Here is a 24,393-nt window from a genome sequence, read left to right on the forward strand (position 1 = left end):
CTTTCAGCGGCTGTGCCCATGGTCCGCTTCGCGCGCTGCGCGCTTTCAGCGAACAGGCAGCGGGTGTCCAGTGGCCAGAGGGTAGCCTGCTAGCACCATGAACATGAAGAAGATCCTGCGCGGGCCGGTCCTCTACATCCTGCTGGCCATCGTGGCGGTCTGGATCGGGTCGACGCTCATCACCCAGTCGGGCTTCCGTGAGGTGTCGACCCAGCAGGGGCTCGAGCTCCTCGACGACGGCAAGGTCGCCGCGGTGAAGATCGTCGACGTCGAGAACCGCGTGGACCTCACGCTCACCGAGGCCGAGGAGGATCTCGGCACCCAGGTGCAGTTCTACTACGTGACCCCGCGCGGCGACGACGTCATCGCGGCGGTCGACGCGGCGAACCCGGCCGACGGCTTCGACGACGAGGTCCCCCAGCCGAACTGGTTCCTCTCGATGCTCGGCATCCTGCTGCCGCTCGTGCTCATCGGCCTCTTCTTCTGGATCATGCTCTCGGGCATGCAGGGCGGCGGCAACCGCGTCATGCAGTTCGGAAAGTCGAAGGCCAAGCTCGTCTCGAAGGAGAGCCCGAAGGTCACCTTCGCCGACGTCGCCGGTGCCGAGGAGGCCATCGAGGAGCTCCACGAGATCAAGGAGTTCCTGAAGGAGCCGGCGAAGTTCCAGGCCGTCGGCGCGCGGATCCCGAAGGGCGTCCTGCTCTACGGCCCGCCCGGAACCGGCAAGACCCTGCTCGCGCGCGCGGTCGCCGGTGAGGCCGGCGTGCCGTTCTACTCGATCTCGGGCTCCGACTTCGTCGAGATGTTCGTCGGCGTCGGCGCGAGCCGGGTCCGCGACCTCTTCGACCAGGCCAAGCAGAACGCGCCGGCGATCATCTTCGTCGACGAGATCGACGCCGTCGGCCGTCACCGCGGCGCCGGCCTCGGCGGCGGTCACGACGAGCGCGAGCAGACGCTGAACCAGCTGCTCGTCGAGATGGACGGCTTCGACCCGAAGACCAACGTCATCCTGATCGCGGCGACCAACCGCCCCGACATCCTCGACCCGGCGCTGCTGCGCCCCGGCCGCTTCGACCGCCAGATCGGCGTCGACGCGCCCGACCTCAAGGGCCGGCAGAAGATCCTCGAGGTGCACTCGAAGGGCAAGCCGCTCGCCAACGGCGTCGACCTCGAGGTGCTCGCGCGCAAGACCCCGGGGTTCACCGGCGCCGACCTCGCCAACGTCCTCAACGAGGCGGCGCTGCTCACCGCCCGTTCGAACGCGCAGCTCATCGACAACCGCGCGCTCGACGAGGCCGTCGACCGCGTGATCGCCGGTCCGCAGCGGCGCACGCGCGTGATGAAGGACAAGGAGAAGCTCATCACGGCCTACCACGAGGGCGGTCATGCGCTCGCTGCGGCGGCGATGAACCACACCGACCCCGTGACGAAGATCACGATCCTCCCGCGCGGCCGCGCCCTCGGGTACACGATGGTGCTCCCGCTGGAGGACAAGTACTCGGTCACGCGCAACGAGCTGCTCGACCAGCTCACCTACGCGATGGGCGGCCGCGTCGCCGAGGAGATCGTCTTCCACGACCCGTCGACGGGTGCCTCGAACGACATCGAGAAGGCCACCGCCACGGCCCGCAAGATGGTCACCGAGTACGGCATGTCGGCGAACGTCGGCGCCGTCAAACTCGGCCAGTCGCAGGGCGAGGTGTTCCTCGGCCGCGACATGGGCCACCAGCGCGACTACTCCGAGGAGATCGCCGAGAAGGTCGACGTCGAGGTCCGCACGCTCATCGAGCAGGCCCACGACGAGGCGTGGCAGGTGCTCAACGACAATCGCGACATCCTCGACCGCCTGGCGTCCGAGCTGCTCGAGCACGAGACGCTCGACCACAACCAGATCGCCGAGATCTTCAGGGACGTGCGCAAGCTCCCCGAGCGGCCGCTCTGGCTCTCGAGCGACCGGCGCCCGGTCTCCGACCGCCCGCCCATCCAGTTCCCGAGCCAGAAGGCGCCCATCGACCAGGGCGCCGTCGACGGCGGCGTCGACTCCGGCACGCCCGTCGAGGAGGCGAAGGCGTCGCGCACGCCGAGCACGAAGCCGCGTCCCGCCACGGCGTGAGCCGCGGTGCGGGCGCAGAGGAGGGTGCCATGACGGGGGTCGACGCCGGCCGCATCGAGCGCGCAGTCCGCGAACTGCTCCTCGCCATCGGCGAGGACCCTGAGCGGCCCGGGCTCGAGCGCACGCCGCAGCGCGTCGCCGAGGCGTACGCCGACTACTTCAGCGGCGTCGGCGCCGACCCGCTCGTGCATCTCGCCGACACGGTCGCCTCGGGCGACACCGCGGCGGGCGTGCCCGCGACCTCCGACGCCGTGGTCCTCCGCGACCTGGCGTTCCGGTCGGTGTGCGAGCATCACCTGCTGCCCTTCACGGGCACGGCGCACGTCGCGTACGTCCCGGGCGACCGGATCGTCGGGCTCGGCCGGATCCCCGCGGTCATCGACACGATCGCCAGCCGCCCGCAGCTGCAGGAGCGCATCGCCGAGGAGGTCGCCGACGCGATGGTCGCCGGGCTCGACCCGCGGGGCGTCCTCGTGGTGATCGACGCCGTGCACGGCTGCGTCACGGCCCGCGGCGCCCGGCAGGAGCGCAGCTCAACGGTCACGGTCGCCAGCCGCGGCGAGCTCGCGGATCCCGCGGCCCGCGCCGAGATCATCGCGCTGATCGGGTCCGGCAGCAGTGCCTGAGTCGACCGCGGGAGGGCGGGGCGCCGTGCCCGGCGCGACGCCCGCCGCGGCGCGGCCGCTCATCATGGGCGTCGTCAACGTCACCCCCGACTCGTTCAGCGACGGCGGGCGCTGGTTCGACGCGGATGCCGCGGTCGCGCACGCGATCGAGCTCTCGGCCCAGGGTGCGGACGTGCTCGACGTGGGCGGCGAGTCGACGCGGCCCGGTGCCGCGCGCGTCGACCCCGACGAGGAGCTGCGCCGGGTCGTCCCCGTCGTCCGCGACCTCGCGGGTCGCGGCCTCCGGGTGAGCGTCGACACCATGCGCGCCTCGACCGCCGCGGCCGCCGTCGAGGCCGGAGCCGAGATCATCAACGACGTCTCGGCCGGGCTCGCCGACGACGACATGGCGCGCATCGCCGCCGACTCGGGCGCGACGTACGTCGCCATGCACTGGCGCGGCCACTCCGACCGGATGGACGACCTCGCCGACTACGACGACGTCGCCCGCGACGTCCGCGACGAGCTCGCCCGGCGCGTCGAGGAGCTCGTCGCCGCGGGGGTCCGGACGGAACGGCTCATCCTCGATCCCGGCCTCGGCTTCTCCAAGCGCGCCGACCAGAACTGGGAGCTGCTGGCGAACCTCGACGTCCTCGCCGGTCTCGGCCTGCCCGTGCTCGTCGGCGCGTCGCGCAAGCGGTTCCTCGGCGCGCTGCTGCCCGAGGAGGCGTCCGTCGAGGACCGCGACCTGCCGACCGCGGTCGTCAGCGTCCTCGCCGCGCAGGCCGGCGCCTGGGGCGTGCGCGTGCACGACGTCGCGGGCACCCGTGTCGCGCTCGACGTCGCCGGCGCATGGCAGAGTGGACGACGTGGCCAGCACTCGTGATCGGATCGCCGTCACCGGCATCCGCGTGCGCGCGAACCACGGCGTGTTCGACTTCGAGCGCGAGCAGGGCCAGGAGTTCGTGATCGACGTCGAGGTCGCCGTCGACCTCGCCGCCGCGGCATCCGGCGACGACCTCGGGCGCACCGTGCACTACGGCGAACTCGCGGTCGCGGTCGCGCGGGCCGTCGAGCGCGACCCGGTCGACCTCATCGAGACGGTCGCCGAGCGGGTGGCGTCGGTCGCACTCGGCTTCGACGGCGTCGAGCAGGCGACCGTCACCGTGCACAAGCCGCAGGCGCCCATCGAGGTGGCCTTCGACGACGTCGCCGTCACCGTCGTGCGGAGTCGCGCATGACCCGGGCCGTCATCGCGTTCGGCGCGAACCTCGGCGACCGCGAGGCCACGATCGCCTCCGCCACGCGCGAGATCGCGGAGGCGGAGGGCAACCGCCTCGTCGCCGTCTCCCCCGTGTACGAGAGCGCGGCCGTGCGACTCGACGGCGTGGACCCTGACGCCCCGCGCTACCTGAACGGCGTGATCGTCGTCGAGACCGAGCTCGCGCCGCACGCCCTGCTCGAACTGCTCCAGCGGGTGGAGGGCGAGCACGGCCGCACGCGCGAGACCAGGTGGGGCGATCGCACCCTCGACCTCGACCTCATCGACGTCGGCGGGCTGCGGCTCGCCGACGACCGGCTCGAGCTGCCGCACCCCCGCGCGTGGGAGCGGGCGTTCGTGCTGCAGCCCTGGCTCGACGTCGAGCCCGACGCCGAGATCGCCGGTCGCGGACCCGTCGCGAGGCTCCGTGCCGCGGCGCACGACGAGGTGGTGCGCCGGTGAACCGCACGCACGCCTCGACCGTGGTGGCGTTCACGGTCGTCGGCCTCGCCCTGGGCTACCTCGGCGAGCTCGCGCTCGTCGCCGGCGGATCGACCGCCATCGTGCCGCCGATCTCGCTCGCGGTCACGCTCGTGGGCGTCGGCGTGATCGTCGTGCTCGTGGCGTGGCCGATCCGGCAGGCAGTGCGCGGCGACCGGAAGCGGCGGGTCGATCCGTTCCGTGCGGCGCGGATCGCCGTGCTCGCCAAGGCGAGCAGCGTCACCGGCGCCCTCGTGCTCGGCGTCGGCCTCGGCATCACGGCGTTCCTGCTGAGCCGCAGCGTCCTGCCGCCGGCCGCGACGATCTGGATGGGGCTCGCCACGGCGATCGGGGCGGCGCTGCTCCTCGCCGGCGGCCTCGTCGCCGAGCACTTCTGCACCCTCCCGCCCGACGATCCCGAAGAGGAGGGTTCGGCGCATGCCTGACCCCGACGAGGCCGCATTCGACGCACCGGTGCCGGTGCGGGTCCCCGTTCCGCCCGACGTGCCCGACCGGCCCGGCCTCGCCGACGTGCCGCTCGCACCCGTCGTTCCCGACCACCTCGCGGCTTCCGAACCGCCCGACGACTCCGACCGGAGCGCCGCGGTCGCCGAGCTGCGGCCGGCGGCGCACGTCGACGACGACTGGCGGCGCGTCTCACCGAGGCACGTCGTCGTCGAGGTCGTGGGGTCGGTCATCGGCGCGGGCCTCACCGTCGCCGTGCTCCTCGTGGTCGGCGCCTGGTTCGAGCTGCCGTGGGCGACGTGGGCGGGCATCGCGGTCGGCGCGATCGCCCTGGTCTCGATCGCGTTCGAGCCGCGCCGCGTGCGATCGATCGGCTACCGGCGGCGCGCCGACGACCTCGTCTTCCGCCGCGGGATCATGTTCCAGCGCCAGGTCGCGGTGCCGTACGGGCGCATGCAGCTCGTCGACATCATGCGCGGACCGGTCTCGCGCGCGCTCGGCCTCGCCGACCTCAAGTTCGTCACCGCCGCCGCCGCGACCGCCGTGACACTGCCCGGGCTGCCGCTGGAGGACGCCGAGCGCCTGCGCGACGAGCTCGTCGCCCTCGCCGAGACCCGCCGGGCGGGCCTGTGACCGAGCGCGCGGTGCGCGCACCGATCGGCCCGCTCGCCGACGGGGAGTGGCACCGGCTGCATCCGGCGAGCCCGCTCCTGCGCGGTGGCCTGGTTTTCCTCGCCGTGCTCGGCTTCGTGATCGCGAACCTGCGGGAACGCGTGGTGGAGGTCTTCGTGCTCCTGTTCGCCCCCGGCGCCGAGGCGCCAGGCGGGCCGCCGGAGTTCAGCGGCGACTGGGGCGAGGACCCGATCACGGGCATCGTGACGCACGGGCTCGTGGGCTGGGCCCTGCTCGCCCTGGCGGTCGTCATCGTGCTCGTCGTGCTGGGGTTCTGGCTCGCGTGGCGCATGCACACCTTCCGCGTGACGGACGAGGCGCTGGAGGTGCGCAGCGGCATCCTGTTCCGGTCGCACCGGAGTGCGCGGCTCGACCGCATCCAGGGCATCAACGTCGCCCGGCCGCTGTTCGCCCGGCTCTTCGGCGCGGCCAAGCTCGACGTCTCCGTGGCCGGCCAGTCGGGCAACGTCGACCTCTCCTACCTCGGGTCGGCGCAGGCCGACCGACTGCGCGGCGACCTGCTGCGCCTGGCCTCCGGCGCACGTCGTCACGAGGGGGCTGCGGCCGGCGACGGCGGCGTCGCAGTGGCGGGGGCGGATGCCGCGTCCCGCGCGCAGTCCGCAGCAGGCGCGACGTCGGTGGTCGATCGTGCCGGCGCGGTCGTCGGCCGGCGCGTCGACGAGTTCCTCGCCCCGGAACTCGATCCCGACCTCGCGCCGCCGGAGTCCGTCGTCCGCATCCCGCTGCCGCGGGTGATCGCCTCCGCGCTCCTCGGCGGCTCGATGGTCTGGTTCGTCGCCCTCGTCGTGATCATCGTCGTGGCGCTCGCGACGGGCGCGGTGTGGATGCTGTTCACGTTCATCCCCGCCGCGATCGGCGTGGTCAGCTACCTCTGGTCGCGGATCACGGGCTCGCTGCGCTACTCGATCGCGGGGACCGCGGACGGCGTCCGCATCGGGTCGGGACTGCTCTCGACCGCCAACCAGACCATCCCGCCGGGTCGCGTCCACGCCATCGAGGCCTCGCAGTGGCTGCTCTGGCGGGCATTCGGCTGGTGGACCGTCCGCGTCAACGTCGCGGGGCAGTCGCTCTCGCAGGCGGCGGAGTCCGCTCGACGCACGCTCGTGCTCCCCGTCGGCACCGCCGACGACGTCCGCCGCGTGATCGGGCTGCTCGCGCCCGACGCGCTCGACGAGCTCGCGCCGCTGCTGGAGGCCGGGCTGGCCGGGAGCGGACCGGCGGCCGGCTTCACGTCGGCCCCGCGACGTGCGGCCTGGATCCGGCCGTTCTCGTGGCGCCGGATCGGCATCGCGGTCGGCGGCGGCACGGCGGTGCTCCGCGGCGGGTGGCTGCTGCGCCGGCTCGTGTTCGTCCCGCTCGCCCGGATGCAGTCGGTCGCCGTCGCGGCCGGGCCGGTGCGCCGCGGACTCGGGCTGGAATCGCTGCGCATCCACACGGTCGCCGGACCCGTCACGCCCGAGGTCGCGGCCCTCGATCGCGACGACGCGACCCGGGCGTTCTCGGCGATCGCGGCGGAGGCCGTCGACCGCGCCCGGCGCGACGGCAGCGAACGGTGGGGGGCCGCTCATGCGTCCTGACCAGCGCGCCGGACGACTCGGCGTGGGCACGATCGGCGCCGGGCGGGTCGGGGCCGTGCTCGCGTCGGCACTCGGCGGTGCGGGCCACGCGCTGACCGGCGTCGCCGCCGTGTCCGAGTCGAGCCGGGAGCGCGCGGCGGTCATGCTGCCAGGGGTGCCGGTGCTGCAGCTCCCCGACATCGTCGAGCGCAGCGAGCTCGTCCTGCTCGCGATGCCCGGCGACGAGCTCGGCGCGCTGGTCGACGGGCTCGCGACCGCCGGGGCCTGGCGCCCGGGCCAGCTCGTCGTCCACACCGCTCCCGCCCACGGCGTCGGCGTGCTCGAACCGGCGATGCGCTCCGGCGCGATCCCGCTCGCCATCCACCCGGCCATGTCGTTCACCGGGACGAGCGTCGACCTCGGCCGGCTCGCCGGCACCTGGTTCGCCGTCACCGCGCCGGCGCCGGTGCTCCCGATCGCCCAGGCGCTCGTCGTCGAGATGGGCGGGGAGCCCTTCGTCGTCGCCGAGGCCGACCGCCCGGCGTACGCCGAGGCGATCGACACGGCGGTCTCGTTCTCGACCGCCATCGTCGACCAGGCGACCGGCATCCTCGAGGGCATCGGGATGCCGCGTGCCGGGGCCGTGCTCGCACCGCTCGTGCGCAGCGCCGTCGAGAACGCGCTCGTGCGCCACGACCCGGGGCCGCTGATCGACGGGGCGGCTACGATCGACGGGGCCGACGACGAGCGGCCGTCGGGAGGTACGGCGTGACGGACGACGACGAGCGGGAGCCGCGCACCGCGGCCGGCGCCGCGGCGACGGCCGACCCCGACACCGGCGCCGCGGCGCCGCCGTCGAGCGGGGCGACGCCCGCCGCACCGGTCGTCCACGACACCATCGACGGCCTGCGCGACGCCGTCGCCGCGCTCCGCGCGAGCGGCCGGACGGTCGCGTTCGTCCCGACCATGGGCGCGCTGCACGCGGGCCACCTCGCGCTCGTGCGCCGGGCGCGGGAGATCTCCGACGCGGTCGTCGTGTCGATCTTCGTGAACCCCCTGCAGTTCGGTGCGGGCGAGGACCTCGACCGCTACCCGCGCACGCTCGAGGCCGATCTCGCAGCGCTCGCCGGCGAGGGCGTCGAGTTCGTGTTCGCGCCGACCGCCGCCGAGATGTACCCGGAGGGCGCCGTCGAGACGAGCGTGACCGCCGGTCACGTCGGTACCCTGTACGAGGGCGCCTCCCGGCCCGGCCACTTCGACGGCATGCTCACCGTCGTCGCGAAGCTCTTCCACATCGTCCGGCCCGACCGGGCCGTCTTCGGGCAGAAGGACGCGCAGCAGGTGTTCCTCGTGCGCCGGATGGTCGACGACCTGAACGTGCCGCTCGCCATCGAGGTCGTGCCGACGGTGCGCGAGTCCGACGGCCTCGCCCTGTCGAGCCGGAACCGGTACCTCGACGCCGGCGGCCGGCGCACCGCGCTCGCCCTGTCCGAGGCGCTCGCCGCCGCCGAGGCCGCAGCGGGGGAAGGCCTGGACGAAGTGCTCGCCGAGGCCGCCGGAGCGTTCGGCGATCACGACGGCATCGAGCTCGACTACCTCGTCGTCGTCGATCCGGCCACGTTCCTCCCCGTCGACGAGGGCGCGACGGGTCGTGCGACCGTGCTCGTCGCCGCCCGCGTGGGCGGCACCCGGCTCATCGACAACGCCGACATCGAACTGGGCTGAGCCCGCGGCATCCGGCTGCCCTTCAGGTCGGCACGACGCGGCGGGATACGCTGGTGGGTGGCATCCGCTCGGATGCGCACCCCACCGACCACCCCCACACCGGAGACGCCATGGCCGACGAGACCACGCACGAGCCGACCGCCGAGGAGATCTCGGAGCAGAAGGCCGTGCGACTGGCCAAGCGCGAGCGGCTCATCGCCGACGCCGCCGATCTCGGCGACGGCGCGTACCCGGTCTCGGTGCCGGTCACCACGACGATCCCCGAGGTGCGTGCGCGCTTCGTGGGCCTCGGCGTCGACGAGCAGAGCGGCGAGACGGTGGGCGTCTCGGGTCGCGTGGTGCACCTCCGCAACACCGGCAAGCTGTGCTTCGCGGCGCTGCAGTCGGGTGACGGCAGTCGGATCCAGGCGATGATCTCGCTCGGCGAGGTCGGCGATGAGGCGCTCGCGGCATGGAAGGACCTCGTCGACCTCGGCGACCACGTCTTCGTCTCGGGCGAGGTCATCACGAGCCGACGCGGCGAGCTGTCGATCATGGCGACGGAGTGGCGGATGGCGGCCAAGTCCATCAACCCGCTGCCGAACCTGCACAACGAGCTCTCGGAAGAGACGCGCGTGCGCAGCCGCTACCTCGACCTCATCGCGCGCGAGCAGGCGCGGCGCAACGTCATCGACCGCGCGAAGGTCAACGCGAGCCTGCGCTCGACGTTCACCGGCCTCGGGTTCGTCGAGGTCGAGACCCCGATGCTGCAGGTCATGCACGGCGGCGCCTCGGCCCGCCCGTTCGTCACGCACTCCAACGCGTTCGACACCGAGCTCTTCCTGCGCATCGCGCCCGAGCTGTACCTCAAGCGCGCCGTCGTCGGCGGCATCGAGCGGGTGTTCGAGATCAACCGCAACTTCCGCAACGAGGGCGCCGACTCGACGCACAGCCCCGAGTTCGCGATGCTCGAGGCCTACCAGGCGTACGGCGACTACCACTCGATCGCCGACCTCACCCAGAAGCTCATCCAGGACGCCGCGTACGCGGTCGCCGGTTCGCACGTGGTCACCTGGGCCGACGGCACCGAGTACGACCTCGGTGGGGAGTGGGACCGGCTGTCGATGTACGACTCGCTCTCGGCAGCGGTCGGCGAGGAGGTCACGGCCGAGACGCCCATGTCGCGGCTACAGGAGCTCGCCGACGCAGTCGGCATCGAGGTCGACCACCCGCTGCCCGGCAAGTACGTCGAGGAGCTGTGGGAGCACCACGTGAAGTCCGGGCTCACGCGCCCGACGTTCGTCATGGACTTCCCGCTCGACACGTCGCCGCTCGTGCGCCAGCACCGCTCGATCCCCGGCGTCGTCGAGAAGTGGGACCTCTACGTGCGCGGCTTCGAGCTCGCCACCGGGTACTCCGAGCTCGTCGACCCCGTCGTGCAGCGCGAGCGCTTCGTCGAGCAGGCCCGCCTCGCGGCGGGCGGCGATCCCGAGGCGATGCGCCTCGACGAGGAGTTCCTGCGGGCGCTCGAGTTCGGCATGCCCCCGACCGGCGGCATGGGCATGGGCATCGACCGCCTGCTCATGGCGATCACGGGCCTCGGCATCCGTGAGACCATCCTGTTCCCCCTGGTCAAGTGACCGGGGATCGAGGAGCGAAGCGTATCGAGTTCAGGAGCCTCCCGTGAACGACTACCTCCCGAAGCACGAGCTCGAGCCCGAGCGCGACCCCAAGCAGCCCTCCTTCGCGCGGATCGCGATCTGGGTGATCGTCGGTGCCGTCGGCCTGTACCTGCTCGGGTCGGGCATCTGGGGCATCGTCACCGCCGGCTGAGGAATCCGCGGGTATTCTGGAACGGCTATGGACGACTTCTGGCTGAACGCGATCTGGTCGCTCGCGCCGACCGTGCTGATCGGACTCATCTTCTGGTTCGTGATGCGCTCCCTGCTGCGCGCCGACCGCACCGAGCGCGACGCCTACGCCAAGATCGAGGCCGAGGAGCGCGCGAAGCTCGCCGACGAGCAGCACCGAACCGCGTAACCCGGCATGACCCCGGCGCAGGTCACGGCGATCATCGCCCTGCTGGTGCTCGTCGTCGACATCGTCGTGCGCGTCATCGCGATCATCGTCGTGCCGCGCAACCGCCGTCCGACGGCGGGCATGGCGTGGCTGCTCGCGATCTTCTTCATCCCCTACCTCGGTGTGCTGTTCTTCCTGCTGATCGGCAACCCGAAGCTGCCCAAGGAGCGGCGCGCCAAGCAGGCCGAGGTGGACCGGTTCATCCGGGAGAGCACCCACGGCGTCGAGCAGGTCAGCGACAAGTCCGACTGGCCGGACTGGTTCGAGGGCGTGGTCCGCCTGAACCGGAACCTGGGTGCGATGCCGCTGATCGGCCACAACAGCGCGCGGCTCATCGGCGACTACCAGGCCTCGCTCGACGCGATGACGGCCGCGATCGCCGGCGCCCGCCGGTACGTGCACGTCGAGTTCTACATCTTCTCCCGCGACGCGACGACGGCCGGCTTCTTCGATGCGCTCGGCGACGCGGTGGCGCGGGGCGTCGAGGTGAAGGTGCTCCTCGACCACATCGCGTCCCGGCGATCGAAGGGCTACCGGCGCACCATCCGCCGGCTCACGAGCATGGGCGTCGACTGGCGGCTGATGCTGCCGGTGCAGCCGCTCCGCGGCAGGTACCAGCGGCCCGACCTGCGCAATCACCGGAAGATCCTCGTGGTCGACGGCGAGATCGCGTTCATGGGGTCGCAGAACATCATCGATCGCAGCTACAACAAGCGCAGCAACATCCGTCGCGGCCTGAAGTGGCAGGAACTCGTCGCCGAGGTCGAGGGCCCGATCGTGTCGGGCCTCGACGCGATCTTCGCGACCGACTGGTACCTCGAGACGGGCGAGGCGCCGTCCCGCGAGGAGCTGCTGCCGTTCGCGCAGCCGCCCGCCGAGCAGAACCTCGACTGCCAGGTCGTGCCGAGCGGTCCGGGCTACCAGAACGAGAACAACCTCAAGCTCTTCCTCGCGCTGCTGTACGCCGCGCGAGAGCGCATCATCATCACCTCCCCGTACTTCGTGCCCGACGAGGCGATGCTCCGTGCGATCAGCGGCGCCACGCAGCGGGGCGTGCACGTCGAGCTCTTCGTCTCCGAGCTGGGCGACCAGGCGCTCGTCTACCACGCCCAGCGCTCGTACTACGAGGCGCTGCTGCGGGCGGGCGTGCGGATCTACATGTACCGGGCGCCGTACATCCTGCACGCCAAGCACTTCACGATCGACGACGACGTCGCGGTGATCGGCTCGAGCAACATGGACATCCGGTCGTTCGAGCTCAACATGGAGGTGTCGCTGCTCGTGCGCGGCGCCTCGTTCGTGCGCGAGATGCGCGCGGTCGAGGACGGCTACCGGCGCGACAGCCGCGAGCTGACGCTCGAGGAGTGGATGCGGCAGCCGCTCCGCTCGACCGTGCTCGACAACCTCGCGCGGCTCACCTCGGCGCTGCAGTAGGCGGCGGGGCGTGCTCCGCGCAGCGCACGGAGTCGTGCGGAAACGCGCACGATTCTTCACAGGAACGCAACACATCGCTCTGGAGTGCGCGGTACCCCGCGTGCGAGGCTGGCTGGTACCGCTTTCCAGCGCACGATTCCACCGGAACCCCGTGTGCGGTTCGTGCGCGACGGCGAGACCCGCCGTGCGTCGGCGCGAGCCGGTCCGATCCGAACCCGCAACCCTACGGAGCACCATGTCGATGCAACGCACCCTTGCGGGCGCGGGCGTCGCGGCCGTCCTGGCCACGACGCTCGTCGCCGGTTCCACCCCAGCCGTCGCCCTCGAGGGCGACCCGGCCGTCCCCGTCGTCACCCCGATCTCCCCGCTCGTCGCCCCGCCCACGAGCTATCCGTCCCAGCCGCTGCTCCCGACCGTCGCCGACGACCCGACCGATGCGTCGATCAACCGCGGCGTCATCCCGTACGACGAGATCGCGCCGATGCTCAACGAGCTGACGGCCATCAGCGACCGCATCTCGGTGCAGGTCGTGGGGCAGTCGGCGCTCGGCCGCGACATCCACCTGGTCACGCTCACGGCGCCCGAGAACGTGGGCGAGACGAAGCGCCAGGCGACGTTCCGCGAGATGATCAAGCACAATCCCACGGCGGCGGCGAAGAACGCGTCGCTGATGAAGCACTACAAGGTGCCGATCTGGTTCAACGCGAACATCCACGGCAACGAGTGGGAGGGCACCGACGCCGTCCTCGAGTACATCGAGCACCTCGCGACGGCACCGTACGCCGAGGTGGCGGAGGTCCTCGAGCACAATCGGCTCTACTTCACGGTCACGAACAACCCCGACGGTCGCGCGCTCGGCCAGCGCGCGACGGCCGACGGGTTCGACGCCAACCGCGACATGATCACGGGCGCGACGAGCGAGGCCCGCATCATCCGCGACCTGTCGGGCGTCATCCAGCCGACGTTCTACGTCGACCTGCACGGCTACACGAGCGTGCTGCAGGTCGAGCCCTGCGGCCCGCCGCACGGCGAGAACTACGAGTACGACCTCTTCCTCCCGCACGCCTACGCCGCAGCGCTCGAGATCGAGGAGGCCGTGACCGCGGCCGACATCCCGGGCAACACCTACCTCGACCGCACGACGAACCGCGTGACGACCGAGAACACGGGCAACATCCGTATCCCGTACCGCGACATCCGCTCCGGATGGGACGACTGGCCCCCGATCTTCACGCCGCAGTACGTGGCGTACCAGGGTGCCATCACGAACACGGTCGAGCTGCCGCTCGGTCGGGTGAACCCGCCGACGAACCCGACGAACGCCGCGAACTCGGCCGTGAACATCGAGGTCGCCGGCGTCGTCATCGACAGCTCGGTCGACTACGTGATCGAGAACGCCGAGGCGCTCCTGTCGAACCAGATCGAGATCTTCCGCCGCGGCGCCGCGGGCGAGCCGCTCGTCGAGATCCCCGCCGAGGTCGACCCGGCCGAGGTGGCCGAGCCGAGCCAGTGGGCCGAGATCTGGGACGAGACCGATGTCTACACGGCCGAGTTCCCGCGGGCGTACGTGATCCCGGCCGGCGCCGCGCAGCGTTCGGCGACGGATGCCGCGAACCTCGTCGACCAGCTGATCGCCAACGGCGTCGAGGTGCAGCGGGCGTCCGCGGCCTTCACGGCCGGGGGGACGACGTACGAGGCCGGCTCCTACGTGGTGGACATGCACCAGCCGCTCCGCGGCATGGCGAACGTGCTGCTCGCCGACGGCTCGGACATCTCGGAGCGCGTGCCCGACATGTACGACATCTCCGCGTGGAGCCTCGCCCTGCTGTGGGGCGCCGACGTGGACGCGGTCGGATCGACGGGCGACCCGGCGCCGAAGGCCAAGCTGAAGGACGTCGTCGAGGCGGCGCCGACCGGCTCGGTCCCGGCGGACGCCGCGTACCTCGAGCTCGCGACGCCCGGCGTGGCCGAGTACCAGGCGGTCAACGCCCTGCTCGACTCGGGCGTCCCGGTGTCGGCCTTCGCCGACGGCTCGGTCGTCATCGAGGCGGATGACGCGGGGCGCGCCGCCGCCGCCGAGGTCGCCGACGTGTACGGCGTCGCGTTCACGGCGTCGGACGGCTCGCGCCTCGCCGCAGAGGAGAGCTCCGGACTCGACGACCTCACGGTCGCGTACTCGGGCGGCGGCGAGGAGCTGCAGACCCTGCGGAAGCTCGGCTTCGACGACCCGGTCGCGATCTCGTCGGCGACGCTGACGAGCGGCGCGGCGAGCCTCGACGACGTCGACGTGATCTGGATCGGCGGGACGCTGAACTTCTCGGGCTCGCAGGCCGCCGGCCGGGCGGAGGTCGAGCAGTACCTCGCGGCGGGCGGCGGCGTGGTCGGCGAGGGCACGGCGATCGCGGGCTTCGCGAACGCGTTCGGCCTCGTGAGCGCCACCGCGACCTCGGGCACGAGCGGGTCGAACGGCATCGTGTCGGTCGATCCCGTCGAGGGGGGCCTCCTCGGCACCTATCCGCAGGACACCGCGTTCGTCTACCCGGCGGTCTGGTACTCGAACCTCGGCGAGAACGCCGTGGTCGAGCAGACCTACGCGGCCGACCCGTTCATCTCGGGCCACTGGCGCGACTCGGCCGGCCGCGCGACGGAGGATGCCGCGGGGCAGGCGTCGGCCGTCTCGGCCGAGACCGACGCGGGCAACCGGGTGCTCATGTTCGGGACGTCGATGAACTTCCGGACCCACCCGGTCGGGCAGTTCGGCCAGATCGCCCGCGGGCTCTTCTGGGCCGGCGCCGAGGGCGCGGAGGTTCCCGCTCCGTAGACGACGGATGGCGCGGCGCCGGTCGGGACACGTTCCCGGCCGGCGCCGTCGCGTGTGCGCGGACGCCGATCGGCGGCATCCAATGTGGGCATCTGTGGGAATTTCTGTGAAACAGTTGCTTTGAGTGGGGATTGCGAGGTAAACTCACACGAACGCAGGTGATCGAAGATCGGCAGGGAGGCCGCATGTACGCGATGGAGCGACACGAGCACATCCTCGACGCGCTCGCCCGCTCGGGGCGCGTCTCCGTCGCCGGCATGGCCGACGAACTCGACGTCACCGCCGAGACCATCCGCCGCGACCTCGACACCCTCGAGCAGGCCGGTCACCTCCGCCGCGTGCACGGCGGCGCGGTGAGCGCGGGCCGCGCGAGCCTCGCGGAGACGACCGTCCTCGAGCGCACCGGCCAGCACGCCGACGCCAAGCGGGCGATCGCGCACGAGGCGATGGCGCTCGTCCCGTCGACGTTCACCGGCTCGATCCTGCTCGACGCCGGCACGACGACCGGGGCGCTGGCCGACGCGCTCGCCGGCTGGCAGCCCGCCCCGGGCACGCCGCCGCTCACGGTGTACACGAACTCCGTCCCCATCGCCGCCCTGCTGCACGGCAGCCGCGACCTCGTCGTTCGCATCGTCGGCGGCACGATCCGCGGCGTCACGAGCGCCGCGGTGGGGCCGTCGGCGATCGCGCAGCTCGCCGAGATCCGCCCGGACATCGCCTTCATCGGGGCGAACGGGGTCAGCGCCGAATTCGGCCTCTCGACGCCCGACGAGCTCGAGGCGCAGGTCAAGCGGGCGATGGTCGACCGCGCGCGGCTCGCCGTCGTGCTCGCCGACTCGTCCAAGCACGACGATGAGGCCCTGCAGCGCTTCGCGGCACTCGACGAGGTCGACGTGCTCATCACCGACGCGCAGCCCGGGCCGGCGCTCGCCGTGGCGCTCGACGAGGCCGAGGTCGAGGTGCGGGTCGCATGATCGTCACGCTGACCGTCAACCCGTCGCTCGATCGCACCGTCGAGCTCGATCGGGAACTCGCCCGCGGCGAGGTGCAGCGCGTCGCGCGCAGCGTCGAGGAGCCGGGCGGCAAGGGCGTCAACGTCACCCGCGCGCTCGTCGCCTCGGGCGCCGAGTCGGTCGCCGTGCTGCCCGGGCGCGCCGACGACCCGCTCGTTCTCGCGCTCGCCGCCGCCGACGTGCCCGTCGCGACCGTGCCGATCGGGGGCCGACTCCGCTCGAACATCGCGATCACCGAGCCCGGCGGCGTCACCACCAAGCTCAACGAGCCGGGTCCGGCCCTCGACGACGACGAGCAGCGCGCCCTCATCCGCGCGGTGGTCGAGCGATCGACGGACGCCTCGTGGCTGGTGCTCGCCGGCTCCCTCCCGCCGTCGCTGCCCGCGGACTTCTACGTGCGGGTCGTCCGCGAGGTGCGCGCCGCGGGTGCGGCCGCGCGCATCGCCGTCGACACGTCGGGCGCACCGCTCGCCGCCCTCGTCGACTCGGGCGAGGGGATCGACCTGATCAAGCCGAACGGCGAGGAGCTCGCCGAGCTCACGGGCGAGCGCGACGCCGACGCCCTGGAGGCCGACCCCGAGCGGGTCGCCGGCCTGGCCGTGCGGCTCGCGCCCCGCGGCATCCGGTCGGCGCTCGTCACGCTCGGCGCCCGCGGCGCCGTCCACGTCGCGGACGGAGGCGCCTGGTTCGCGCCCGCGCCGCGCATCGAGGCTCGCAGCACGGTCGGCGCCGGCGACAGCTCGCTCGCCGGCTTCCTGCTCGCCGTGACCGAGGGGGCGGCGCCCGACCGGGCGCTCGCCCAGGCGGTCGCACACGGGGCGGCCGCCGCGTCGCTCCCCGGGTCGGCCGTGCCCAGCCGGGCGCAGGCCGACGCCTCCGTCATCACCGTCACCAGCATCCGGGGCGCCGTCGCCCCGGCCGTCCACTAGGAGGAATCGATGTCCGTCATCGACCAGCGACTCGTCAGCCTCGACGAGCCGATCGGCGCCGACAAGGCCGCCGTCATCCGGGCCCTCGCCGCCGCAGTCGTCGCGGCCGGCCGGGCCACCGACACCGATGCGCTCTTCGCCGACGCGTGGGCGCGCGAGGAGAAGGACTCCACGGGCGTGCCCGGCGGCATCGCCATCCCGCACGCGAAGTCGGATGCCGTGACCGAGCCCACGCTCGCCGCGGCGCGCCTGCCCGAGGGAGTCGACTTCGGCTCGTTCGACGGGCCGGCGGACCTCGTGTTCCTCATCGCCGTGCCGACCGCGTCGACGCAGGACCACCTCGCGGTGCTCTCGACGCTCGCGCGGTCGCTCATCCGCGAGGACTTCGTGGCGTCGCTGCGCTCCGCGCCCGACCGGGCGAGCTTCGTCGCCCTCGTCGAGGAGGCGCTCGCACCGGAGCCGGAGGCGGCGCCGGCCGCTGCTGCGCCGGCGGGCACGGCGGGTGCCGGAGCGGCGCCCGCTGCGTCCGCCCCGCACCACGACGGTGCGCCCGTGCTCCTCGCGGTCACCGCGTGCCCCACGGGCATCGCACACACCTACATGGCGGCCGACGCGCTCGCCGCCGCCGCGAAGCAGGCCGGCGTCGAACTGCACGTCGAGACGCAGGGGTCCTCGGGCTCGACGCCGCTGGCGCCCGAGGTCATCGCGCGGGCCGACGCCGTGATCTTCGCGGTCGACGTCGACGTCCGCGACAAGAGCCGGTTCGCAGGCAAGCCGGTCGTCGCCGGGCCGGTCAAGCGGGGCATCGACCACCCCGGCGACATGATCGACGAGGCCGTGGCCGCGATCGACGACCCGTCGGCGCCGCGCGTGCACGGAGACGCGGGCGCGGAGGCGGCCGCATCGGCGGTCGCGAACGAGCACTTCGGCCAGAAGGTCAAGCGCGTGCTCCTCACCGGCGTCAGCTACATGATCCCGTTCGTCGCCGGCGGCGGCCTGCTCATCGCGCTCGGCTTCCTCTTCGGCGGGTACGACATCACCGAGAACGCCACCGAGATCGTCACCACGAACAGCCTGCTGAACCTTCCCGATGGCGGGCTCCTGGTGTACCTCGGCGCGGTGTTCTTCCAGATCGGTGCGATCTCGATGGGCTTCCTCGTCCCCGCGCTCGCCGGCTACATCGCCTACGCGATCGCCGACCGCCCGGGCATCGCGCCCGGCTTCGTCGCCGGATCCGTCGCGGGCCTCATGGGCGCCGGCTTCATCGGCGGTCTCGTCGGCGGCCTGCTCGCCGGATGGGTGGCGCTGATGTTCGCGCGGCTCGACGTGCCGCGCTGGCTGAAGGGCCTCATGCCGGTCGTGATCATCCCGCTCGTCGCGTCGATCGTGGCCTCGGGACTCATGATCGTGGTGCTCGGCGGACCCATCGCCGCGTTCTCGACCGCCCTGAACGACTGGCTCGCCGGACTCACGGGAGCCGGGGCGGTCCTGCTCGGTCTGATCCTCGGCGCGATGATGGGCTTCGACCTCGGCGGTCCCGTCAACAAGGTCGCGTACTCGTTCGCCGTCGCCGGCCTCGGCGCCGCCACGGTCGAGAACCAGGCCCCGCTCATGGTCATGGCCGCGGTCATGGCGGCCGGCATGGTCCCGCCGCTGGCCATGGCGCTCGCGACCGTGCTCGACCGCAAGCTGTTCACGCCCGTCGAGCGAGAGAACGGCAAGGCCGCGTGGCTGCTCGGTGCCGCGTTCATCTCCGAGGGCGCGATCCCGTTCGCCGCGGCCGACCTGTTCCGCGTCATCCCCGCGATGATCCTCGGCGGCGCCGTCGCCGGCGCGATCTGCATGGGCATGGGCGTCACCTCGCAGGCGCCGCACGGCGGCATCTTCGTGTTCTTCGCCATCGGCAACCTGCTCTGGTTCGTCCTCGCGATCGTCGCCGGATCGGTCGTCGGCGCGCTCGTCGTCATCGCGCTCAAGCGCTGGGCGCACCGCCGGTCGATCCGCGAGGAGGTCGCGGAGGGCGAGCCCTCGACCGTGGCCGCCTGACCGGCGCCCCACTCCGACGGCCGGCACCTGATCACGGGTGCCGGCCGTCGGCCGTGCGCGTCGGAGGGTCGCCGGCTGCTCGGTCCGCCGGGCGGTCGCCGGCGGCGCGGCCGCGAGCGAGGCGAGCGGATGCCCCGGCTCAGCGCCGCGGCTTGAGGCGAACGGTCGGGAGTTCGGGCGCGGGCAGCGGGTCGCCGTCGTAGCCGTCGACCGTGCCGAACGGGCCGTCGGGATCGTTGCGCGCGATGACGTCGGACTGCCAGCGGCGGCGGAACTCGACGACCTCGTCGTGCGAGCGGCCGATGAAGTTCCACCACATGACGAGCTCCTGGCCGAACGGCACGCCGCCGAGGAGGACGACGCGCACGGGGTCGGCGTCCGCACGCAGGCGCACGCGCTCGTGCCCGCGCTCGAGGTGCGCGAGCTGCGCCCACGGCACCTCGGTCGCGGCATCCGTGCCCGGAACCTCGACCCGCACCGGGCCCGCGTCGACGAGGAGGCCGTGCTCGAACGCCGGGTCGAGCGCGAGCTCGACCGTGCCGCCCGCGGGCATGTCGACCTGCGCGCCGAGGAGCGGGGTGAACACCGTGACCGGCGCGGCCGCGGCATCCGTCACGTCACCGTCGTTCGCGAGCTCGCCGACGAAGACGCGGACCGTCGCGTCGCCGACCCGGAACGGCGTCGTGTCGGCGTGCTCGAAGAACGGCGCGATCCCGCGGGCGTCGTCGGGCAGGACCACCCAGAGCTGCACGCCGTGCAGGCGCGTCGTGCCGGGCGTCGACACCTCGGAGTGCGAGATGCCGCGGCCGGCCGTCATCAGGTTCACCCCGCCCGGGCGGACCAGTTCGTGGCTGCCCGTCGAGTCGCGGTGCTCGATCTCTCCCTCGAAGAGCCAGCTCACGGTCTGGAGCCCGGTGTGCGGATGCGGCGGCACGACCATGCCGCCCGTCTCGGCGACCTCGTCGGGCCCGTAGTGGTCGGCGAAGCACCACGCGCCGATCGTCGTGCGCCCGCGCTGCGGGAGTGTGCGGCGGACCGGCATCGCGCGGGGTCCGCCGAGCGGCACCTCGCGGTACCCGTAGACGACGACGCCGGGGCCCGTCGCATCGTCGGGCGGGCAGAGCAGTTCGACGGGATCGCGCTCGAGGTTGCTCATTCCCGAATCCTACGCGCGCGGTAGGGCCGGAGGTCCCGATCGCGCGACAGGGCTCGTGGCAGCATGACGCCATGACCGCGCTCGCCGATGTCCGCCGTGTCCGCCGCCTCGCGCTCGCCGGGGCGGCGATCGCCTCCGCCCTGCTGCTCACCGCGTGCAATCCCGGGAACACGCCCGTCGAGGACTTCCCGGGCCTGCCCGTCGCCGAGGAGGAGGCGACCCAGGAGGCCGGCGGCGAGGAGACCGAACTCGGCGGATCGACCGAGGAGGAGACCGACGAGGAGGACGTGGTCGAGACGCCCGAACCGACCGGCGACGAGCCCTACGTGCAGTACCTCGACGACGGCGGCAGGCTGGCGATCACGATCTGGGGATCCTCGACGTGCCCGGTGGTGCCGACCCGGATCGAGGTGCTCGCCGAGGCCGGCGAGGGCAACGCGGTCGAGGCAATCCTGCCCGAGCCCGAGACGGGGCCCTGCACGATGGACTTCGTGCCGCACACCACGGTGTTCTGGACGCCCGTGTTCACGACGACGACCGAGCCGCTCGAGGTCACGATCGGGGACCAGACCGTCACCGTCCCGGTCAAGTAGCCGCGGGGCGAGCGGTCGGGGCCGGATGGCGCGCGGCCGCCGTGCGATCAGTCGTGCCCGAGCGTCAGGTCGACGAAGAGCTCGCTCGCGACGCGCTCGAGGTCGTCGCGCACCTCGGCGGCATCGCCCCCGGGCGGCACGCGCACGACGAGGTGCGCCTCGAAGAGCCGGCCGCCCGCCATCGGCGCATCGCGCTGGCCGGTCGTGATCGTCTCGATGCTGAGCCCGTGACGCGCGAGCACCGCCGAGATGTCCCGCACGATGCCCGGGTGGTCGTTGCCGATCAGGTCGATGCGGAACGGCGTCCACGAGGCGGATGCCTCCGCCGCCGCGTGCGCCTCGGAGCCGGGGTGCGCCGAGACCTCCATGAGCCCGTCGAGGCCGCCGAGCGCCGCGCGCAGCGCCGTCTCCTGCTCGGCGGGGACCTCGACCACCACGATGCCGGCGAACTGCCCCGCGAGCTCGGCCATCTGGCTCTGCTCCCAGTTGCCGCCGTGCTCGCCGATCGCGTCGGCGAGGGCCTCCACGAGTCCGGCGCGGTCGTCTCCGATGACGGTCAGCACGAGTCTGGGCATGCGTGCATCCAACCACGCGCCGGGCGGCGCGGTCGAGCCCGCGGCATCCGTCGCCGGCGGCAGCCGGAGGCATCCGCTCGCCCTGCCGCGACGAACCACGTCACGCGGCGTGCGCCCATGGCGAACAGCGGCCCATCGCCGAGCACCGGTCGTTACCGTTGAACGTAACGACGCCCCTACCCGGCGTCGGCGAGGAGTTGAGATGTTCGAGAGATTCACGGACCGAGCCCGTCGTGTCGTCGTCCTGGCGCAAGAAGAAGCCAAGATGCTGAACCACAACTACATCGGCACCGAGCACATCCTGCTCGGCCTCATCCACGAGGGTGAGGGCGTGGCCGCGAAGGCGCTCGAGTCGCTGGGGATCTCCCTCGATGCCGTCCGCGAGCAGGTCCAGGACATCATCGGGCAGGGCCAGCAGCAGCCGACGGGGCACATCCCGTTCACGCCGCGCGCCAAGAAGGTGCTCGAGCTGAGCCTCCGCGAGGCCCTCCAGCTCGGCCACAACTACATCGGCACCGAGCACATCCTCCTCGGCCTCATCCGCGAGGGCGAGGGCGTCGCCGCCCAGGTGCTCGTCAAGCTCGGCGCCGACCTCAACCGCGTGCGCCAGCAGGTCATCCAGCTCCTCTCTGGCTACCAGGGCAAGGAGCAGGTGCAGGTCGGCGCGAACGAGCAGCAGCAGCCGCAGGGCGGCTCGCAGATCCTCGACCAGTTCGGCCGCAACCTCACGCAGGCCGCGCGCGAGTCGAAGCTCGACCCGGTCATCGGCCGCGAGAAGGAGATCGAGCGGGTCATGCAGATCCTCTCGCGCCGCTCGAAGAACAACCCGGTCCTCATCGGCGAGCCCGGCGTCGGCAAGACCGCCGTCGTCGAGGGCCTCGCGCAGGCGATCGTCAAGGGCGAGGTCCCCGAGACGCTGAAGGACAAGCAGCTCTACTCGCTCGACCTCGGCTCGCTCATCGCGGGTTCCCGCTACCGCGGCGACTTCGAGGAGCGCCTGAAGAAGGTCACCAAGGAGATCCGCACGCGCGGCGACATCATCGTCTTCATCGACGAGATCCACACCCTCGTGGGTGCGGGCGCCGCCGAGGGCGCGATCGACGCCGCCTCGATCCTGAAGCCGCTGCTCGCCCGCGGCGAGCTGCAGACGATCGGTGCGACGACGCTCGACGAGTACCGCAAGCACTTCGAGAAGGACGCCGCGCTCGAGCGCCGCTTCCAGCCGATCCAGGTCGCCGAGCCCTCGCTCCCGCACGCGATCAACATCCTCAAGGGCCTCCGCGACCGCTACGAGGCGCACCACAAGGTGTCGATCACCGACGGTGCGATCGTCGCGGCGGCGAACCTCGCCGACCGCTACATCAGCGACCGGTTCCTGCCCGACAAGGCCATCGACCTGATCGACGAGGCCGGCGCACGCCTCCGCCTGTCGATCCTGTCGTCGCCGCCCGAGCTGCGCGAGTTCGACGAGAAGATCGCCGTGGTCCGCGCCGCGAAGGAGACCGCGATCGAGGAGCAGGACTTCGAGAAGGCCGCGTCGCTGCGCGACGAGGAGAAGAACCTGCTCGGCGAGCGCCTCCGCCTCGAGAAGCAGTGGAAGTCGGGCGAGGTCAAGACGACCGCGGTCGTCGACGAGGGCCTGATCGCCGAGGTGCTCGCACAGGCCACCGGCATCCCCGTCTTCAAGCTGACGGAGGAGGAGTCGTCGCGGCTCGTCTTCATGGAGAAGGCGCTGCACGAGCGCGTCATCGGCCAGGAGGAGGCGATCTCCGCCCTCTCCAAGACGATCCGCCGCACGCGTGCGGGCCTCAAGGACCCGAAGCGCCCCTCGGGGTCGTTCATCTTCGCCGGCCCCACGGGCGTCGGCAAGACCGAGCTCGCCAAGGCGCTCGCCGAGTTCCTCTTCGACGACGAGTCGGCGATGATCTCGCTCGACATGTCGGAGTACGGCGAGAAGCACACGGTCTCGCGCCTGTTCGGCGCCCCTCCCGGCTTCGTCGGCTTCGAGGAGGGCGGCCAGCTCACCGAGAAGGTGCGCCGCAAGCCGTTCTCGGTCGTGCTCTTCGACGAGATCGAGAAGGCCCACCCCGACATCTTCAACTCGCTCCTGCAGATCCTGGAGGAGGGTCGTCTCACCGACGGCCAGGGCCGGGTCGTGGACTTCAAGAACACCGTCATCATCATGACGACGAACCTCGGCACGAAGGACATCTCGGGCGGCCCCGTCGGCTTCCAGATCGAGGGCGACACCCGCACGGGCTACGACCTCATGCGCGCGAAGGTGAACGAGGAGCTGAAGAAGCACTTCAAGCCCGAGTTCCTGAACCGCGTCGATGAGATCATCGTGTTCCCGCAGCTGTCGAAGGAGGAGCTCCTCCAGATCGTCGACCTGTTCATCAAGCGCCTGGGCGAGCGCATGCTCGACCGCGACATGACGGTCGAGCTCACGACCGCGGCCAAGGAGCGGCTCATCGAGGTCGGGTTCGACCCGGCGCTCGGCGCCCGTCCGCTGCGTCGCGCGGTGCAGCACGAGGTGGAGGACCGCCTGTCGGAGAAGATCCTGCACGGCGAGCTCAACTCGGGCGACCACGTGCACGTCGACTTCCGCGACGGCGAGTTCGTGTTCACCACGACCCAGCGGGCGCTGCCCGTCGGCGTCGGCGTGAACACGGGCGCGGCGATCGGAACGGGTCCGGCGACGCCCGACCTGGCCGCCGGCCAGTAGCCCGGGTTCTCGACGAAGGGCGGATGCTGCGGCATCCGCCCTTCGTCGTTGTCATGCTCGACACCGCTCATCCGTTCTCAGGAACAGGCGGCCCGATCGCGCGTTTCTCAGGACGACACGCGCCGCGCGGCGGGCCGCCGCGGCG

The 24,393-nt window shown here is 72.3% G+C and carries 22 protein-coding genes; 20 read left to right on the forward strand and 2 right to left on the reverse strand.

The genetic code is table 11. From position 1 onward, the window contains the following. Positions 1 to 97: 97 nt before the first annotated feature. The 18 genes from ftsH (at position 98) to ACQ393_RS15625 (ending at position 19,199) form a co-directional block, all read left to right on the forward strand. On the forward strand, positions 98 to 2,113 hold the full coding sequence (gene ftsH, locus ACQ393_RS15540; RefSeq protein WP_430647781.1) for an ATP-dependent zinc metalloprotease FtsH: 2,016 nt from the start codon (positions 98 to 100) through the stop codon (positions 2,111 to 2,113). A gap of 29 nt (positions 2,114 to 2,142) precedes the next feature. Beyond that, entirely contained in the window at positions 2,143 to 2,739 is a 597-nt protein-coding gene (folE, locus tag ACQ393_RS15545) for a GTP cyclohydrolase I (RefSeq protein WP_430647782.1), read from the forward strand. A gap of 64 nt (positions 2,740 to 2,803) precedes the next feature. Next, positions 2,804 to 3,604: a dihydropteroate synthase gene (gene folP / locus ACQ393_RS15550; protein WP_430647894.1), complete on the forward strand. Its 801-nt coding sequence runs from the start codon at positions 2,804 to 2,806 to the stop codon at positions 3,602 to 3,604. Beyond that, entirely contained in the window at positions 3,588 to 3,959 is a 372-nt protein-coding gene (folB, locus tag ACQ393_RS15555) for a dihydroneopterin aldolase (protein WP_430647783.1), read from the forward strand. Before folP ends, folB begins: the two co-directional genes overlap by 17 nt. After that, positions 3,956 to 4,441, forward strand: a complete 486-nt coding sequence (gene folK / locus ACQ393_RS15560) for a 2-amino-4-hydroxy-6-hydroxymethyldihydropteridine diphosphokinase (RefSeq protein ID WP_430647784.1) — start codon at positions 3,956 to 3,958, stop codon at positions 4,439 to 4,441. Before folB ends, folK begins: the two co-directional genes overlap by 4 nt. Further along, positions 4,438 to 4,905: a DUF3180 domain-containing protein gene (locus tag ACQ393_RS15565; RefSeq protein ID WP_430647785.1), complete on the forward strand. Its 468-nt coding sequence runs from the start codon at positions 4,438 to 4,440 to the stop codon at positions 4,903 to 4,905. Before folK ends, ACQ393_RS15565 begins: the two co-directional genes overlap by 4 nt. 169 nt (positions 4,906 to 5,074) lie before the next feature. Beyond that, the gene (locus ACQ393_RS15570; RefSeq protein ID WP_430647895.1) at positions 5,075 to 5,557 is read left to right on the forward strand and encodes a PH domain-containing protein; all 483 of its coding nucleotides are present in this window, start codon (positions 5,075 to 5,077) and stop codon (positions 5,555 to 5,557) included. After that, positions 5,554 to 7,194, forward strand: coding sequence for a PH domain-containing protein (locus tag ACQ393_RS15575; RefSeq protein WP_430647786.1), 1,641 nt, complete (start codon positions 5,554 to 5,556; stop codon positions 7,192 to 7,194). The genes ACQ393_RS15570 and ACQ393_RS15575 overlap by 4 nt, the downstream gene beginning before the upstream one ends. Beyond that, complete coding sequence (locus ACQ393_RS15580; protein ID WP_430647787.1) at positions 7,184 to 7,945, forward strand: Rossmann-like and DUF2520 domain-containing protein; 762 nt, start codon at positions 7,184 to 7,186, stop codon at positions 7,943 to 7,945. Before ACQ393_RS15575 ends, ACQ393_RS15580 begins: the two co-directional genes overlap by 11 nt. A 125-nt stretch (positions 7,946 to 8,070) precedes the next feature. Continuing rightward, positions 8,071 to 8,898, forward strand: coding sequence for a pantoate--beta-alanine ligase (gene panC, locus ACQ393_RS15585; RefSeq protein ID WP_430647896.1), 828 nt, complete (start codon positions 8,071 to 8,073; stop codon positions 8,896 to 8,898). Between the two features lie 110 nt (positions 8,899 to 9,008). Further along, positions 9,009 to 10,517 (forward strand): lysine--tRNA ligase, encoded by a 1,509-nt coding sequence (gene lysS, locus ACQ393_RS15590; protein ID WP_430647788.1) that lies wholly within the window; start codon positions 9,009 to 9,011, stop codon positions 10,515 to 10,517. A 43-nt stretch (positions 10,518 to 10,560) separates the two neighbouring features. Further along, positions 10,561 to 10,710 carry a hypothetical protein gene (locus tag ACQ393_RS15595; protein ID WP_430647789.1) on the forward strand — a complete coding sequence of 50 codons (150 nt, stop codon included), beginning with the start codon at positions 10,561 to 10,563 and terminating at the stop codon, positions 10,708 to 10,710. A 27-nt stretch (positions 10,711 to 10,737) separates the two neighbouring features. Beyond that, a complete protein-coding gene (locus ACQ393_RS15600) occupies positions 10,738 to 10,917 on the forward strand; it encodes a hypothetical protein (RefSeq protein ID WP_430647790.1) in 180 nt (59 codons plus the stop codon). Positions 10,918 to 10,923: 6 nt separating this feature from the next. Then, entirely contained in the window at positions 10,924 to 12,390 is a 1,467-nt protein-coding gene (cls, locus tag ACQ393_RS15605; RefSeq protein ID WP_430647791.1) for a cardiolipin synthase, read from the forward strand. 235 nt (positions 12,391 to 12,625) lie between these two features. Then, positions 12,626 to 15,211: a M14 family zinc carboxypeptidase gene (locus ACQ393_RS15610; RefSeq protein WP_430647792.1), complete on the forward strand. Its 2,586-nt coding sequence runs from the start codon at positions 12,626 to 12,628 to the stop codon at positions 15,209 to 15,211. A 185-nt stretch (positions 15,212 to 15,396) separates the two neighbouring features. Next, positions 15,397 to 16,185 (forward strand): DeoR/GlpR family DNA-binding transcription regulator, encoded by a 789-nt coding sequence (locus ACQ393_RS15615; RefSeq protein ID WP_430647793.1) that lies wholly within the window; start codon positions 15,397 to 15,399, stop codon positions 16,183 to 16,185. After that, positions 16,182 to 17,153 carry a 1-phosphofructokinase family hexose kinase gene (locus tag ACQ393_RS15620; protein ID WP_430647794.1) on the forward strand — a complete coding sequence of 324 codons (972 nt, stop codon included), beginning with the start codon at positions 16,182 to 16,184 and terminating at the stop codon, positions 17,151 to 17,153. The genes ACQ393_RS15615 and ACQ393_RS15620 overlap by 4 nt, the downstream gene beginning before the upstream one ends. Before the next feature lie 9 nt (positions 17,154 to 17,162). After that, positions 17,163 to 19,199 carry a PTS fructose transporter subunit IIABC gene (locus ACQ393_RS15625; protein WP_430647795.1) on the forward strand — a complete coding sequence of 679 codons (2,037 nt, stop codon included), beginning with the start codon at positions 17,163 to 17,165 and terminating at the stop codon, positions 19,197 to 19,199. 139 nt (positions 19,200 to 19,338) lie between these two features. On the opposite strand, the gene ACQ393_RS15630 is transcribed toward ACQ393_RS15625, so the two are convergent. Next, complete coding sequence (locus ACQ393_RS15630) at positions 19,339 to 20,355, reverse strand: pirin family protein (RefSeq protein ID WP_430647796.1); 1,017 nt, start codon at positions 20,353 to 20,355, stop codon at positions 19,339 to 19,341. A 71-nt stretch (positions 20,356 to 20,426) separates the two neighbouring features. Between ACQ393_RS15630 and ACQ393_RS15635 the strand changes: the two genes are divergently transcribed. Continuing rightward, positions 20,427 to 20,948, forward strand: coding sequence for a hypothetical protein (locus ACQ393_RS15635; RefSeq protein ID WP_430647797.1), 522 nt, complete (start codon positions 20,427 to 20,429; stop codon positions 20,946 to 20,948). Between the two features lie 47 nt (positions 20,949 to 20,995). Here ACQ393_RS15635 and ACQ393_RS15640 read toward each other — a convergent pair whose 3' ends face one another. Then, positions 20,996 to 21,523 carry a glycine cleavage system protein R gene (locus ACQ393_RS15640; protein WP_430647798.1) on the reverse strand — a complete coding sequence of 176 codons (528 nt, stop codon included), beginning with the start codon at positions 21,521 to 21,523 and terminating at the stop codon, positions 20,996 to 20,998. Positions 21,524 to 21,725: 202 nt separating this feature from the next. Here ACQ393_RS15640 and ACQ393_RS15645 point away from each other — a divergent pair, with 202 nt between their 5' ends. Next, a complete protein-coding gene (locus tag ACQ393_RS15645; protein ID WP_430647799.1) occupies positions 21,726 to 24,248 on the forward strand; it encodes an ATP-dependent Clp protease ATP-binding subunit in 2,523 nt (840 codons plus the stop codon). Positions 24,249 to 24,393 lie beyond the last annotated feature (145 nt).

The organism is Agromyces sp. GXS1127, from assembly GCF_050565425.1.
In the GTDB taxonomy this organism is placed as follows: Bacteria; Actinomycetota; Actinomycetes; order Actinomycetales; family Microbacteriaceae; genus Agromyces.